Raw genomic sequence first — 13735 nt, 5'->3', positions numbered from 1 at the left:
CTCTGCTGGTTCGATGCCAAAGCGTTCGTCTGTTTGAAAGAATCAATTCTTTCCGGTTTTGCTGAATCATTCTTGTTGGATTGAATGGTTCGTGTGCGGCTGAGGGAGGTATGGTTGAACGATGTTTGGTTTCCGGCGTTGTTTGTTGTGGTAGAAGCTGATACCGCTACGTGGCCAATCTCTCGCTAAAATGATATGGCTTGTTGATTATGTTATGTCGACGAAACAGGACCCGATTGTCAGTTTATTTGCTGCTGCCTCTGTTGGAGCATTTCTTTTAACGTCTTGGCTGGCCCTCGATTACGCCAATATCATTATTCCCTTTCTCTTTTTGAGCATGATTTGTGCCAACGGATTTGGGTACTATATGGGGCTTTCTGCGAACAAGTAGTCTTTGGCTGAATTAATGTTTGAATTAGTGCTGCGTCAATGTGTGGGCTTGATGAATTGAGCAAGTTCATCCCCTTTAAAGTTCTAATTTTCACTCACTGTTTGTTAATTAAAGCCATTGCGTGTGGTGGGCATCGTCAAAACCATGGCGTCGCGATGAACCACAACTGGTGAACCGCCGGTGGTTGTCTGATTGGGTGACTGCCTGGTCAGCAGATCTTTCAACCTCTTGCTACTCATTGTCGCAAGACCTCGAGCCACCTCCTGGCCGTCCTCATCAAGCAGGAGCACAGCCTGATTGGCGTCGAACTGGCCATCGAGCTCGGTGACACCAACAAGCAGAAGCGAAGCTCCCTTGTTCAGCAGTGCCCTGCAGGCCCCTGGATCAAGGTGCAACGAACCTGTTGGCTTCAGTGCATGGGCTAGCCAACTCTTGCGATTGCCAAGCGGTTGAGGATGGGGATGGAAAACAGTGCCGCCTCTCCCTCCTCGCAGAATGTTCCGCAAGGCCTCAGACTTTCGGCCATCGCCCAGATGCACTCTGACGCCGCTTGCGGTAGCGATTCGAGCAGCCGCAAGCTTTGTGGCCATTCCCCCGGTCCCCCACTTGCCGCCGTTGCCTGCACCTTCTTCAAGCGCCCCGATCTGTTCAGCATCATGCACATCCTTGATTGGAGTTGCATTGAGATCACTACGAGGATCCGCTGAATAAAGACTGTCCACATCAGTGAGCAGAATCAGTTCATCCGCTTTAAGTGCAGCAGCCACGAGTGCTGAGAGGGTGTCGTTGTCGCCGAATTTCAGTTCGTCCGATGACACCGTGTCGTTTTCATTCACCACGGGAAGCACTCCCCACTCCAGCAGCTGATTCAGTGTGGCGGATGCGTTGTGGTAGCTCAGGCGGTCTTCCAAGTCCGCGCGAGTGAGAAGCACCTGCGCTACGGGAATGGAGTGGCGGGAGAAGGCCTTTTCATAAAGGCTCATCAGATATCCCTGGCCCACTGATGCGGCAGCCTGCAGGCCTTGAAGGCTGAGGGGACGCTGCTTCATTCCGAGCCGTTGGCAGCCGAGACCAACGGCTCCAGATGACACCAACACCGTTCGATCACCGCTGTCCATGCTTTCCGCCAGTGTGCTGGACAACCCTGCAATCGCCTCAGCTGTGGACGTCTCTTGGCGTTGTCTCAGCAGGCTGGTGCCCACTTTCACAACCCTGAGCGTCATGGCCCCACGGCTCCGAAAAATCTGGCGAGATGTCGTTCCAGCCTTTGAACCCGATCGTGACTGCAGGGTGTGCCGTCTAAGCGAGGTGGTTTCACCAGCACGGTGTATAGACCCAGTCTGTTGCCTGCAAGCACATCAGTGAACACGCGATCTCCCACCATGGCGATCTCGGCGGGCACATTGGGAAGCTTGCTGATCACACGGCGAATCGCTCCTCCTCGAGGCTTGGCTGCCGAGCAGGTGTATGTCACTTTTAGCTGATCCGCCACTGCCTGGATTCTCTGACGCGAGGGGTTGTTGCTGATCAGATGGATGTGCAGCAAATGCGATGCTTCGTCAGCCCAGCGACGCATTGGAGCGGGAAGTTCCACATCACGCCCTGGGAGCAGGGTGCGGTCAACATCGAGCAGCAGAACCCTGATTCCCCTCCCAATCAGGGGTTCAAGGGGCAAGTGGGCCAGGGTCAGGCCTGGATCCCAATCCGGTGTCAGCCAGTGACGCTGCATCACTCAGGCAGTCCCTGTTCATCCAGCTCGGCTTCAATCCTTGGTTGAACGCGGTCGAACTCCTCGCCTTCGACCAGCAAGGCTGCACCGTCGTCCATCCTTGCCACCACGAAGAAGGGATCCAGAGGGATGTACAGGCCGTATTCCTGTTCATCCACCAGAAAACTCACCAACAGTTCATAGGTTTCGGTTTCATCATCAACGTCCTCTTCGTCGAGTTCCTCAGGATCTGGTTCATCAAGCTCACCGTTCACAGTCAGAGTCACCGCTGAACGAACCAGAGTTAGATCGTGTTCCTGAAGCACGACGTCAGCGACTGAAAGGATCGGTTCACTGCTGGTGATGCTCTCAATCAGCTCTGGATCATCCCCGTCTCGCAGCCGGAACAGACACACAGGCGTGTCAACCGGAGTGAGCAGGGCGTAATCCGTGTCATCGAGTGGAATGAGCTGCTCCAGAAAGCAGAGCAGGTCGTGTCCGTCACGGTCCTTGACGAGAACGGTGGGCACCTCACCGCTGGAAGCAGGTCCGCTTGAACTCATGGCGCTGGAGGAATTGAAATACAGGATCTTGCATCAGCATCCGTTTCGCCACGATCGACAGGCGCCATCTGGACTGGTTGTGGCTCAGGCCCATCGGCCAGCCACTGTTCAAGCAGCAGTGCTGCAGCGGCGCTATCCAGTCGCCCAGTGCGATCACCATGCAGTTGATGGCGTTCTCCAGCTGCCCAGCTGCTGCTGTGCTCGTTCACAAGGGCCATCGGCAGTGACAAGGCGCGGGCCAGGCGGACTCCGTAGCGATAACAGTGTTTGGCTTGCGTGGTCGGGTTGCCGATCTCATCCAGGGGGAGCCCCACGACCAGAGCCTCAACCCGGCGTTCAACGCAGAGTTTTTTGATTTGACTGACATCGTTGCCGAAGTCGCCACGTTTCAACGCTTGGAGTGGTGTGACCGTCAAGCCAAGGCCATCACAGCCTGCCAGTCCGATTCTTCGACGGCCTACATCAAGGCTGAGAGCCGATCGCGCACGGGGACGTGAGCTCAACTCATCGCCTCGGGGCCAGGCTTGGGGTTGGGAGTGGAGGTTGTTGAGGCTGCAGGCGACCGAGCATGGATTCAAGTGGCCTGAGCCCACCCAGGCTGCGCTGGTGCACACGCCTCCAGATGCTTCGCCCCAGCATCATTTCCAGTGGTCCTTCCTGCCATCCCTGGCTTGCGAGTATGGACCTCAGCTGATGGTCCTCCTCCGCTACGAGGAGTGTTGGGGGAACCTGCTGACTGAGCAGTTGAGACAACGCTGCGGGTAACCCAATGCCGATGCGTTCATCCCACGCCGGTCCACGCAGCACTTCCAGACGGGGTGAATCCATCCCCCAGGGACGTCTGATCAGCCCTGCAATCACCTGACTGCTTCCATCTCTCTCAACGGTCAAAACCGTTGACCCGCCGCCGCGCAGGTCGAGCAGATCGCACCACTGGCGATCGAGGATCTGTCTGTGTTGTGGGCTGATGCTGGCCTGCTCCAGGGCCAACAGCTGTCGAGCATTGTCCTGGTTGAGAGGATTCCAGCAGAGTCCATCTGAAAGCTGCAGGCTGCGCTGCGCTTCAGGGGGTGATGGCGAAACCGGGATCGGCGGATTCCAGATGCGCGCCTGGCGCAGAGGCTGGAAGCCAAGCTCTCGCAACAGATCAAGTTGCGGTCGGTCCGTTGGGTCGCAGCGTACGAGCCAGCTGCGACAGCGAGCGATGTCATCGTTCAGCGCCTGTTGGATCAGCAATCGCAGGCCTTGCTGGCCACTGAAGTGACGAGGTGAAGCAAGGGTGAGAACGTCGAGATGCCAGCAACTGTTGCGACGGTTGCTGGAGCGCATCAGAAGCAGGGATTCAATCTGGTCCGCTGATTCTGAGGACGACTCGATCAGAGCGAGCACCCGCGTGAGTCGCGCATTGAGAGGGTCAGGAAGAAACTGTTCGAGACGGCTAAACCATGACTGAACCAGCAGGCTCTGCAGAGCGCTGTTTTCAATATTGGAACAGGGATCGGAAACCGATGCGATCTGGCCCAAATGCCCAGCTTTCAAGGGCTCGACCCGGAGCCGGAATCCCGCTGACGTTGCCACGGCAGGCCTCCACCACCTTTTAAATCTATCGCCGCCTTTCGTTGTCTGAGGTCAAGCCGGCCTGACCAGCACCAGTGGAGTGCGCTCGTTGGCATTCCCCGCCGGGTTGGGGCGCAGGGCGCGATGGAGCAGCGCTTCATCACAGCCGCTGCTAGAGGCCAGGACCTTCACCCGTCCAAGATCGTTGACATCAACGATTGCAACGCCAACGCCGAGGGTGTCTGCAGCATCCTGGCAAAGCCGGACCGGGTCCTCAGGGCCAAGCACGATGGTTTGGTCGTAAGGGGGGGTTGTTCCTGTGATGTCATCAATCAGGCGCGCTTGATCGCCGGCGAGTCGATAGAACCAGCCTTTGAATCCAACCATTTTCAGCGCCAAGCCGATCGACCACGCGAGCAGGACTCGGGTGGGTCCGACCTGATCGATCAGTGTTTGTAAGCCGCAGGCCGTGGCGAGGCTGCTGGTGGGGTGGAACACGCGGCAGAGCAACCGAGCGATCCAGGACGGTTCGACCATGGATGGATGGGTGTATCTCCCCTGAATCACCGCGACAGGGGTTTCCCCGATCGTGAGAATGTCCCCTGGTTGCACCAGCTCGCCCGCATAGTCACGAAGCACCTCAATGGTGCTGTCAAGAGGGCCAAGCAGGTGTGTCTTCAGAGGAAGCACTTTGCAGTTCTCCCCTGAGCGGAATTCAGCTTTGCTGGGCTGAAGCACAGCGGGTCTGCGCAGAGGCACCACGACGCCCTGGCGACGATTGAGACGTCCGAAGGGGCCGTAGTTCATCCAGTGGACATCCATCCAGACCGTATCGACCCGATCGGCAACCGCAGCATCTGTCAGACCGCTGAGGCTGACACTGACCTTGATGCGAGTGCTTTTGTGTCCTTTCACGATGTAGGCCGGCCAGTACCCGTCGGCCCGGGTGTCCTCGTCAGGATGGTGGGGTGTGATCCGGGTTCTGACCATCACATCGCTGAGGTCCGAGCTGCCGATCAGCACCGGTTTGACCTGCAGCTCAGGCACCATCACCTCCATGCGCGCATGAGGATTGGTGATTTCGATCCATCCCTCCAGTTCAAGGTCATGGCCTTTGGTCGCGACACTCCAGTCCAGTTGACGGAGTTTCAGCGGCGATGCGGGCCTCAGGCGGTGCCGCGCTTCGATCCAGAACACTCCCAGTCCGATCAGGAGCAGGATCACAAGCAGAACACACATGTCAGCGTCGGCTGTCGGCCGGTCTCAATGGCGCGCAGCGTAAGGCGTCCGCATGAACGTTCAACGTGAGATCACTTCCGTGTTGAGCTCGTTGAAACTGAGGCTCATGCTTTCTCCCTGTGGAGCGGGAAGTCCGGTTGCCTGACTGATGGCGGCGTTGATCTGCTCCAGAGGAACTTGCCCCTCCTCATCGAGCAACAGCTGGCCATCTCCGTCGATCACCACCACCTGCGGAACAATGCCGTGCCAGTAATACGCCGGATCACTGTGGTCGCTGGTGGTTCTCCCCTGCAGTGCATCAGTGGTCAAAGGCAGGAGATCCACGCTGTTTCCCCAGAGCCTCTGAAGTTCCGACACAGCTGGAGAGAAGGCTTTGCTTGTGCTGCTGTCATCGAGGTAGAAGACGATGACGCTCGTGCGCCCTGCTTGCTGGGACTCAGCCAGGGTGACGGCCGGAGGAACCAGAGATCCGTTACCGGCATAAAGCGCGAAGATATTGCCGTCGTAGCTGTCGGTTTCCCGGATGGCCTGAGCCGGTAAAGCCATCAGCATCAAGGCCAGCACCGCGACGATGGAACGGATCAGCAACGCGGTCATGGCAGCGGAACAGTCCCTGCATTCTGAGCCCTGGTCAACCCTGGCCGCTGACAAGTCAGCTGCGCCCGAGACTTCGACCCATCCCTTGAGCAATGCCACGTCCGATCAGACCGATGGCCCGACCCACCACCTGGGTCAGCACCACCACCATCAGGTCACCAAGACGTTTGACCAGGGCCTGAACCTGCGGAGCGATGGCATCACGGGCTTCCACGATCAGTGCGACCTGCTGTTGCCACCAGCGCAGTCGCCTGAGCTCCTCATCTCTCGGCTCGGTCAAAAGCAACGGTTCGATGCGTCCTGTCTTGAGGCTGAACAGCAATCTTCGACTTTCATACAAGCGGATCGGACGTTCAATCCAGTCCTGCCAGCGCGACTGACTGTTGAGTTGGTTGCGCAGACGTTCGAGTTCGCGCGTTGAGATCAGATTCTGCTGCAGGAGATAACGGCGCAGTTCGGGCCATTCGCCGCAGATGCCGAGCAGTTCGGAACCAATCAGCTCAGCTGTGCGCACAAGCCAGTTGCTGATCAGGGTCTCCAGCTGCAGCAGAGCCCTGGGGTCGTCCGAGGGAAGCAGCTGACCATCGACGAGGACCGGTTGATCCAGAACCAGCGACGCCAGCATGCTTTGTGGATCTGGCAGCTCATCATCCGATTGCCGGAGATCCGTCCGATCCACCAGCTGCTCGGCCACGGCAACAAGACTTTCGCCCTGCGGAAGCCTCACATAATTGCCTGCAACGCTGCGCAAAGCCTGTTGCTTCACTTCCGTCTGCAAGGACTGCCAGCGAGCACTCAGTGCTTTCTGGTCGCGTGTGCTGACGAGCTCATCGCTACGCAGACGTAAGAGAACCTCATGCAATTGCTGCAGAAGAGCCAACAAAAGGTCACGGCGGCGTTCCGGATGAAGTCCTTCAATGGCCAGCAACTGACCTGTGCCGTTTCCCAGTCCACTGCTCACAGCTCCTTCGAGTCGTTGCTGAATGGCATGCCAGACGGCCGTCGGTTGCCGGTTGCTCAGAGTCAGTTCTAAGGATTGGCTCTGATCACGCAGGGGCACCACCTCAGCAAGGCTGGTGTGAAGAGGTCCCCAGAGCCAAAGAAGTAGGTTCCTGGCACTGCGCAGTTCACGACAACGACCTTCTAGCAACAGTCGCATCACAAGATGCTCAGGCGGGGGATCGAGCAGCGCTTCGACGACCTGGAGATCTCGACCGATCTGCTGCAGACCACTGACCAGAAGCCACTGCACCATGCTCAGGTCCTGCTCGCTGGTTGAGGCGTGAGCTGAATGGGGCTTGAACTTCAGCACCCTGCCTCCGTTAAGAAGGGTCTGAACCGCCTCCTTGAGGGCTGCTAGGTCAGGGTCCTGAAGGATGCCGTCGCAGTTCAACGAGAGCAGTGCCTGGGGATCACGTCTGTAGTCGGCGGGTAACAGCAGCAATGTTGGTGTAGGAGTCCAGCGTTGTTGCAGCTGAAGGATCTCCCGCTCCAGGATCAGAGGCTGCGTCTCCGACGGCAGAGACCAGATCACCAGTGACGGATGACCCTGAAGCTGATCAGCCGAACGTCTGACCCGAAGTGTCAGCTCGTCAGTGGAGAGTTCCGCAGCAAGGCTTTCACCGAGAAGATCGGGAGCGAAAAGCAGAATCTCCCGGTCCTGGTCGATCACGATGCCCTGAAACTGTGCTGATGAGCGTCAAGGTAACGGCACTGGCGAGGATGCTCCAGTGGCAATTCTTGGACGACCGTTCAACTGCAGGGTGTACGACTCGATGTTGAATCCGGTCCGGCGTTCGATTTCCCTAAGAAGCTCGTCTGGAAGTTTCACATCCAGGTCTTCGATCACACCTGTCTCCAGGCAGGTGAGATGGCTGTGTGGATCATTGCGATACCCGTACAGGCGACCACTGGCTCGATCGAGACACTCGATCACCCCTGCACTTTGAAGTGCTTCAAGGTTCTGATAGACGGAGGTATGGCCGATTCGCCGACCTTGCTGGTTGAGTTTCTCAAAAATGTCTCTGGCGCTGAGGTGACTGGCTTCTCGCCACAGCAGGTCGAGCACCATTCGCCGCTGTCGGCTGAGTCGCATGCCTAGATGGCGGCAATGATCGAAGGCATCCTCAAGGGTGCGCTTGTCGCTGGATCCCTGTGGCAGAAATGACTCGACCAGCGACTCCACGGCAGTCGTCGTAATGATTTCAGGTTAGACACGTGAAACCGACCCGACGGGATGATGCTTTCAGGCCATGTCGTTCAACAGTCCTGCTGATGGGTCCTGAAGTCGTCCATCGCCAAGCCCCATGAGCGCCTCTCGCAGATCGATGCGGCCGTCGTAGAGGGCTCGTCCAACAATCACCCCCTCCACACCCAGCGGTTCAAGGGCCAACAGGGCAAGCAAGTCAGCCATGCAGCCCACTCCGCCTGAAGCGATCACAGGTACGGAGCTGGCAGCCGCCATTTGCCTCAGGGCCTTGAGGTTGGGTCCCGCAAGGGTTCCATCGGTGCTGATGTCGGTGCTGATGATGGCTGCAATCGCAGATTCACTGAACCGTGCGGCCAGTGCAGTGGCTTCCGTGTCGCTGTTTTCCAGCCATCCCCTTGTGGCGACCTTGCCGTGCCTGGCATCAATGCCAACGATGATCCTGCCGGGGTGGCGGTTGGCCAGTTCCACAACAAGTTCCGGTTGCTCCAACGCGACCGTCCCAAGAATGACGCGTTCGAGACCGCATTCCAGAAGTGCTTCGGCGCGATCTGCCGAACGCACGCCGCCGCCGAGCTGAACAGGGATCGAAAGCGACTCGGTGATGGCACGAACGGCAGCATCGTTGATTGGCTGACCGCTGCGGGCACCATCGAGATCCACGAGGTGCAGACGGCGAGCCCCTTGGTCTTGCCAGCTCAAGGCCTGGGACACCGGATCATCGCTGAAGCGGGTGACCTGGTCGTAGTCCCCTTGGTGTAAACGGACGCAGGCCCCTCCCAGCAGGTCGATGGCTGGAATGATCTGCATGGCCGTTGCAATGGACTGACTCCCATCCTGCACCGGTGGGTTGGGCACGCTTCAATAACCGCTGGTCTGTTCGGGCGCTCGTGCAAATCCTGTTGATGGGGGGAACCCGCTTTGTCGGCAAGCCCCTGGTGATCCGTCTGCTTCAGCAGGGTCACAGGCTCACCCTCTTCACTCGCGGCCGTCAGCCCGTTCCTGAGGGGGTTGAGGCGGTGAATGGAGATCGTGGAGATGATCAGGCCCTGGATCAGCTCAAGGGCCGCGCTTTTGATGTGATTGTCGATAGTTCCGGGCGCACGTTGTCGGACAGTCAGCGGGTGGTGGAGCGCACCGGTGCACCAAACCATCGTTTTCTCTACGTGAGTTCAGCGGGTGTCTATGCAGGCAGCCACACCTGGCCACTCGATGAGGACAGCCCCCTTGATCCGGCAAGTCGTCATGTCGGCAAGGGTGAAACGGAGCAATGGCTCCTGCGTGAAGGGATTGCTTTCACGAGTTTCAGGCCCACTTACATCGTTGGTCCAGGGAACTACAACCCGGTGGAGCGTTGGTTCTTCGATCGGATCACGCATGGTCGACCCATTCCTCTGCCGGGGGATGGCACAACCATCACTCAGGTCGGTCATGTCGAGGATCTGGCTGAAGCCATGGCCCGAAGCCTTGAGGTGGATGCTTCCTGTAATCGCATCTACAACTGCTCCGCCAAGAAAGGGATCACCTTCCAAGGTCTGATCGAAGCTGCGGCGCTGGCCTGCGGCCGTGCTCCAGAAAACCTCGATCTACGCCCTTTTGATCCCTCCGCACTCGACCCGAAGGCTCGTAAGGGGTTCCCTTTGCGACTCAGTCATTTCCTCACGGATATCAGCCGTGTTGAACGTGAACTGGCCTGGACGCCTCGGTTTGATGCACTGGCCTGCATGGCTGATAGTTATCAACGTGATTACGCGCTGACTCCAACATCGGCACCGGACTTCAGTGCCGATCAGGCGCTGATCGGGGGCTGAGGTAGGCGATCGCTGACCAGAGGGCAAGCACCAGGCCTGGCCAGAACAGCCACCAGCCCAGTGCATGCAGGACTTCAGTGATCTGGACGGATGTCCAGATCGGGGGCCAGAGCATCAGAAACAGGCTCAGGAACTGAAAGGTGGTTTTCCATTTCCCCAGCCAGGAGGCTGGAGCGCCTCCCTTGCTGCCTGACCTCCATCCGGAGATCAGCAGTTCCCTGGCCAACAGCAGCCATACAGCCCACAGCGGCAGTTGTCGCTCGGCTGCCAACCAGATCAATGGAGCGCTGATCAACAACTTGTCAGCGAGGGGATCGAGCTTTGCGCCCCAGCTGCTGCCTCCGTCAGCTTTGCGGGCCATCCACCCGTCAGCCCAGTCGCTCCATGCTCCAATCAGCAGCAGCAGCCAAGCCCAGCTTTGCTGTCCGCAAGCCAGCAACAGCAGCAACGGTGCTCCAAGCGCGGCGCGCAGCAGGGTGAGTCGATCGGCCCACAATCGCCAGGGAGAGATCAAGGCTCAGAATGCGTGCAGTTGATCAGGTCCCATGGTGCTCCAGCAGACAGTCGGGGAGGTGATGTCCGCTCCGGTGCTGACGGTGACGGCGGAGACACCTCTTCAGGATGCAGTCAGCCTGCTCAACGATCACCACGTGAGTGGCCTGCCAGTGGTTGACGGGGACGGCGTTCTGATCGGAGAACTGACCGAACAGGATCTGATGGTCCGTGAGAGCGGTGTGGATGTCGGGCCTTACGTGATGCTGCTCGACAGCGTGATTTACCTGCGCAATCCGTTGAACTGGGATCGCCAGGTGCATCAGGTGCTGGGCAACACTGTTGGTGATCTGATGCACCGCGACAGCCACAGCTGTGATGTCAGCTTTCCGCTGCCGAAGGCTGCTTCGATGCTGCATGAAAAGGGCACCCAACGTCTGATCGTCGTTGATGCGAATCGCCGTCCCGTCGGGGTTCTCACCCGCGGTGATGTGGTTAGGGCCCTTGCGTCAGCTCAGAGCTAACGCTGGGCGACTGGCTGGATACGGATGGCAATGGGTTTGATCAGACGGAAATCGACCATGTCACCAACACTCAAATCGGCAAAAACCTCATCTTCCAGCTCAGGGCGGATGTCGAGCTTGTGAATCTTGCCCAGTGGGCCTCTGAGAGTCACCTTGTGATCGGTGCGAGAGAGGCGCACAACTTCTGCTGTTCCACTGGCCATGGCCACCCGGGCACCAGCAGGCACCGGTCCGAAATCACGACCCAGCTCGCGGTCCTCTCTCTGGAGAGTGAGCTGATTCTGCTGAGAGCTGCGCAGATCCACCACCAGTCCTTGCAGCATTTCAATGTTCACCTGATCTCCGACCTTGAGCCCAGCTGCGGTCGGGTCGATCGCTGAAGTGATCAGCATGCTGTGGCCTCGAGCTCCCTTCACCCTGAGCAGCTTTTGACCAGGAACCAGCTGTTCGATGCTGGCTGTGAGCTGAGCGAGCTCAAAGGCTTCAAGCAGCTCGCTTTTCAGGCTGACCTCCTGGGCAGCCAGAGGGCTCACCAGCAGTGGCTCTCCATGGCCTCGATAGCCCTTGAGGACCTGGCCTGTGGTCGAGTCGGGCAATTTGCGCACATTCACAGCCAGGGGCTGGATCAGTCGGAAATCAACGGTGTCACCAACTTGGATGCGATCAAAGGGGTTGGCTCCATCGGTGATCACCACATCCAGGTTGTTAATGCCACCGAGGGGCCCCAGCAGATCAATGCTGTTGTCTTGCCGATCGATGCTGATGACCTGAGCTGTCCCAGAGGCCAGCGCCACACGCATGCCTTTTTTCAGCTTGCCCATGTCCTCGGGAAGAATGATGTCTTCGCGGTTGAAACTCAGGTTCTGGTTGGTACTGGCTTCCAGCTCGACCACGAGGCCATCGAGAATGGAAAGTGAAACCTCGTCGCCTTGCTCCAGACCAAGGGGTTCGAGATCGATCCCCACGGTGAGGATTTCCTTGTGACCATGTGGATCGATCACCTCGATCACCTTCTGTTCCGGAAGGGCTGTGGTCAAGGTGGCTTTCATCTCCGTGATCTCAAAAGCCGCCAGTTCTTGCGGAGAGAACCCTGCTTCAGCTCTCTGGGTCATCCCGCAAGACACACCGAGAACGGCAGCGGCAATCCCCCTGGCGGGAAGACTTCTGAGTGCGGAACGGAACGCCTGAAAGTGAGTCACAGGTCAGAGCAGCAGTTGTGAGACGGTAGCCGCATCCGTTCTTGGGTCACAATGTCGCGGAATGTGAGTCCCGAGGCATGGTTTTTCGATTGAGGCGGATTGCTGGATCTGCAGGGTTGGCTTTGCTGACTCTCGGTCTGCTCCAAATGCCTGCAAGGGCAGAGAAGACCATTGAAATCAGCCTCAAGGATCGTTACCTCACCCTGTTCGACAACGGAAAGGTGGTGGAGCGTTTCCCCGTTGCGATCGGTGCTCCTGAATCTCCAACCCCTGCAGGCAGTTATGCCATCACACGCAAGGAAGAGGCACCCGTCTATCACAAGGGAGGCAAGGTGATTGCACCGGGTCCCAAGAATCCGGTGGGTGTTCGCTACATGGCCTATTTCCAGGTTGGATCAGGCGAATACGCGATTCATGGAACGGCCTGGCCCAATTGGGTGAAGCTGCGTTCGGCAGTCAGCCTGGGATGTATTCGCATGCTGAACAAGGATGTGGTCACACTGTTTCAACAGGTTGATGTCGGGACTCCCGTGGTCGTCACCATTAACTGATTCCTGTTCTGTTTGCTCTATTCACCGCAGCTGAATGATGTCCGTACGCACCGCTTGTTCCGTGTTCTTCGGTTCTGTGCTCGCGCTGATTGCCAGTCCGGTATCAGCCTCTCCCCAAAAGGAGATGGCTGAACAGGCATTCCTCGATCAGGTGGAAGCGCCGGGCCATGTGCTGGTGACCGCCCGTGGTGTTGAAGCAGTCAATGCAGAAGCTCGTCGCCAGGGCCTTCGCTTCCCTGCTGTGGGCTACTGGTCTCCGGAAAACATTTGCTTCAAGACACCCGCTACTGGTGATTGCAATGGACTCTTTCAGCGGTAAATCATTGCCAATGACTCTGGGAGTTCAAGGTATCTGTCGATCTGAATCAATCATGAGTTCAAGTCTTCGCTGCTGTTTCACGAAAGCTGAATAGGGACGATGATCCATTTGATGTGTTGCTCAGCTTGAAAACATCGCTCAAGTTTCTCTTTGTGCTCTGATTGAGTTTTCATCCTGGGTTTTGCGTTATTGAATGGCTGCCCAACGACTGATTTTGCTGCTTGCGACGACATTCAATGCGATGGCGTGCTGCACAGTTATGGGAGTGCAGTGAAAAAAAATAAAAAATCATTCAGCGTTCCCATGCCGTTCAGGGAGATCCAGCATGTCTTCTTTTCAGCAATGGCAGCGGTGAATTAGTCCCTGTTTCAGGCCATAGGCTCTACGGGTTTGGCGGCCAAAATGAGATCAAGGAGAGTGAAAAAGAATCCAAATAATTAGCTTCCAGTGGAGGATCAGATGCCTTTTTGTACATCCGGGATGCAAGCAAGGACTTGATGGAAATCAAGTTTTGAGAACTAGTATTGAATTTCCACTGATTTTATTGTCTCTGCTCTTCGCTGGCTTTCATTCACTCG

The 13735-nt window shown here is 57.5% G+C and carries 16 protein-coding genes; 4 read left to right on the top strand and 12 right to left on the bottom strand.

Features of this window, described 5'->3' with window-relative positions; all coding sequences use genetic code 11:
• Positions 1 to 495 precede the first annotated feature (495 nt).
• The 10 genes from proB to hisA all read right to left on the bottom strand — a co-directional run bounded on the left by proB (position 496) and on the right by hisA (position 9071).
• Positions 496 to 1614, bottom strand: a complete 1119-nt coding sequence (gene proB / locus SIB58_RS07910) for a glutamate 5-kinase (RefSeq protein ID WP_067325399.1) — start codon at positions 1612 to 1614, stop codon at positions 496 to 498.
• Positions 1611 to 2120 carry a YqeG family HAD IIIA-type phosphatase gene (locus tag SIB58_RS07905; protein ID WP_066905494.1) on the bottom strand — a complete coding sequence of 170 codons (510 nt, stop codon included), beginning with the start codon at positions 2118 to 2120 and terminating at the stop codon, positions 1611 to 1613. The genes proB and SIB58_RS07905 overlap by 4 nt, the downstream gene beginning before the upstream one ends.
• Complete coding sequence (locus tag SIB58_RS07900; protein ID WP_066905496.1) at positions 2120 to 2662, bottom strand: DUF3727 domain-containing protein; 543 nt, start codon at positions 2660 to 2662, stop codon at positions 2120 to 2122. Before SIB58_RS07900 ends, SIB58_RS07905 begins: the two co-directional genes overlap by 1 nt.
• Positions 2659 to 3165: a Holliday junction resolvase RuvX gene (ruvX, locus tag SIB58_RS07895; RefSeq protein WP_066905498.1), complete on the bottom strand. Its 507-nt coding sequence runs from the start codon at positions 3163 to 3165 to the stop codon at positions 2659 to 2661. The genes SIB58_RS07900 and ruvX overlap by 4 nt, the downstream gene beginning before the upstream one ends.
• A gap of 1 nt (position 3166) precedes the next feature.
• Positions 3167 to 4240: a hypothetical protein gene (locus SIB58_RS07890; protein WP_066905500.1), complete on the bottom strand. Its 1074-nt coding sequence runs from the start codon at positions 4238 to 4240 to the stop codon at positions 3167 to 3169.
• Positions 4241 to 4291: 51 nt separating this feature from the next.
• Complete coding sequence (locus SIB58_RS07885; RefSeq protein WP_067325401.1) at positions 4292 to 5458, bottom strand: F420-0:Gamma-glutamyl ligase; 1167 nt, start codon at positions 5456 to 5458, stop codon at positions 4292 to 4294.
• Positions 5459 to 5518: 60 nt separating this feature from the next.
• On the bottom strand, positions 5519 to 6055 hold the full coding sequence (locus tag SIB58_RS07880) for a thylakoid membrane photosystem I accumulation factor (RefSeq protein WP_067325553.1): 537 nt from the start codon (positions 6053 to 6055) through the stop codon (positions 5519 to 5521).
• Positions 6056 to 6110: 55 nt separating this feature from the next.
• A complete protein-coding gene (locus tag SIB58_RS07875) occupies positions 6111 to 7727 on the bottom strand; it encodes a DUF3685 domain-containing protein (RefSeq protein ID WP_156486513.1) in 1617 nt (538 codons plus the stop codon).
• Positions 7728 to 7754: 27 nt separating this feature from the next.
• Positions 7755 to 8150 (bottom strand): Fur family transcriptional regulator, encoded by a 396-nt coding sequence (locus SIB58_RS07870; protein ID WP_082823282.1) that lies wholly within the window; start codon positions 8148 to 8150, stop codon positions 7755 to 7757.
• Between the two features lie 150 nt (positions 8151 to 8300).
• Positions 8301 to 9071, bottom strand: coding sequence for a 1-(5-phosphoribosyl)-5-[(5-phosphoribosylamino)methylideneamino]imidazole-4-carboxamide isomerase (gene hisA, locus SIB58_RS07865; RefSeq protein WP_067325556.1), 771 nt, complete (start codon positions 9069 to 9071; stop codon positions 8301 to 8303).
• A gap of 80 nt (positions 9072 to 9151) precedes the next feature.
• On the opposite strand from hisA, the gene SIB58_RS07860 reads away from it, so the two are divergent.
• Positions 9152 to 10072: an NAD-dependent epimerase/dehydratase family protein gene (locus SIB58_RS07860; RefSeq protein WP_067325559.1), complete on the top strand. Its 921-nt coding sequence runs from the start codon at positions 9152 to 9154 to the stop codon at positions 10070 to 10072.
• On the opposite strand, the gene pgsA is transcribed toward SIB58_RS07860, so the two are convergent.
• Positions 10041 to 10586 carry a CDP-diacylglycerol--glycerol-3-phosphate 3-phosphatidyltransferase gene (gene pgsA / locus SIB58_RS07855; protein ID WP_066905506.1) on the bottom strand — a complete coding sequence of 182 codons (546 nt, stop codon included), beginning with the start codon at positions 10584 to 10586 and terminating at the stop codon, positions 10041 to 10043. The two genes, SIB58_RS07860 and pgsA, sit on opposite strands and share 32 nt — an antisense overlap.
• 31 nt (positions 10587 to 10617) lie before the next feature.
• On the opposite strand from pgsA, the gene SIB58_RS07850 reads away from it, so the two are divergent.
• Positions 10618 to 11088, top strand: coding sequence for a CBS domain-containing protein (locus tag SIB58_RS07850; RefSeq protein WP_066905508.1), 471 nt, complete (start codon positions 10618 to 10620; stop codon positions 11086 to 11088).
• On the opposite strand, the gene SIB58_RS07845 is transcribed toward SIB58_RS07850, so the two are convergent.
• On the bottom strand, positions 11085 to 12287 hold the full coding sequence (locus tag SIB58_RS07845) for a hypothetical protein (protein WP_066905510.1): 1203 nt from the start codon (positions 12285 to 12287) through the stop codon (positions 11085 to 11087). The genes SIB58_RS07850 and SIB58_RS07845 overlap by 4 nt on opposite strands.
• 77 nt (positions 12288 to 12364) lie before the next feature.
• Between SIB58_RS07845 and SIB58_RS07840 the strand changes: the two genes are divergently transcribed.
• Positions 12365 to 12838 carry a L,D-transpeptidase gene (locus SIB58_RS07840; RefSeq protein WP_066905512.1) on the top strand — a complete coding sequence of 158 codons (474 nt, stop codon included), beginning with the start codon at positions 12365 to 12367 and terminating at the stop codon, positions 12836 to 12838.
• 37 nt (positions 12839 to 12875) lie between these two features.
• Complete coding sequence (locus SIB58_RS07835; protein WP_186537690.1) at positions 12876 to 13157, top strand: hypothetical protein; 282 nt, start codon at positions 12876 to 12878, stop codon at positions 13155 to 13157.
• The last annotated feature ends 578 nt before the right edge of the window (positions 13158 to 13735 follow it).

This window comes from Synechococcus sp. MIT S9504 (assembly GCF_047497135.1).
In the GTDB taxonomy this organism is placed as follows: Bacteria; Cyanobacteriota; Cyanobacteriia; order PCC-6307; family Cyanobiaceae; genus Synechococcus_C.
The sequence above is the reverse complement of the archived record's forward strand: the minus strand, read 5'-3'. Positions and strand labels throughout refer to the sequence as shown.

What these genes read in the sequence shown, in the direction of transcription:
- proB (WP_067325399.1), bottom strand. Translation starts at nt 1,614, where the DNA reads ATGACGCTCAGGGTTGTGAAAGTGGGCACCAGCCTGCTGAGACAACGC.
- SIB58_RS07905 (WP_066905494.1), bottom strand. Translation starts at nt 2,120, where the DNA reads ATGCAGCGTCACTGGCTGACACCGGATTGGGATCCAGGCCTGACCCTG.
- SIB58_RS07900 (WP_066905496.1), bottom strand. Translation starts at nt 2,662, where the DNA reads ATGAGTTCAAGCGGACCTGCTTCCAGCGGTGAGGTGCCCACCGTTCTC.
- SIB58_RS07885 (WP_067325401.1), bottom strand. Translation starts at nt 5,458, where the DNA reads ATGTGTGTTCTGCTTGTGATCCTGCTCCTGATCGGACTGGGAGTGTTC.
- SIB58_RS07880 (WP_067325553.1), bottom strand. Translation starts at nt 6,055, where the DNA reads ATGACCGCGTTGCTGATCCGTTCCATCGTCGCGGTGCTGGCCTTGATG.
- SIB58_RS07870 (WP_082823282.1), bottom strand. Translation starts at nt 8,150, where the DNA reads ATGCGACTCAGCCGACAGCGGCGAATGGTGCTCGACCTGCTGTGGCGA.
- hisA (WP_067325556.1), bottom strand. Translation starts at nt 9,071, where the DNA reads ATGCAGATCATTCCAGCCATCGACCTGCTGGGAGGGGCCTGCGTCCGT.
- SIB58_RS07850 (WP_066905508.1), top strand. Translation starts at nt 10,618, where the DNA reads ATGGTGCTCCAGCAGACAGTCGGGGAGGTGATGTCCGCTCCGGTGCTG.
- SIB58_RS07840 (WP_066905512.1), top strand. Translation starts at nt 12,365, where the DNA reads ATGGTTTTTCGATTGAGGCGGATTGCTGGATCTGCAGGGTTGGCTTTG.
- SIB58_RS07835 (WP_186537690.1), top strand. Translation starts at nt 12,876, where the DNA reads ATGTCCGTACGCACCGCTTGTTCCGTGTTCTTCGGTTCTGTGCTCGCG.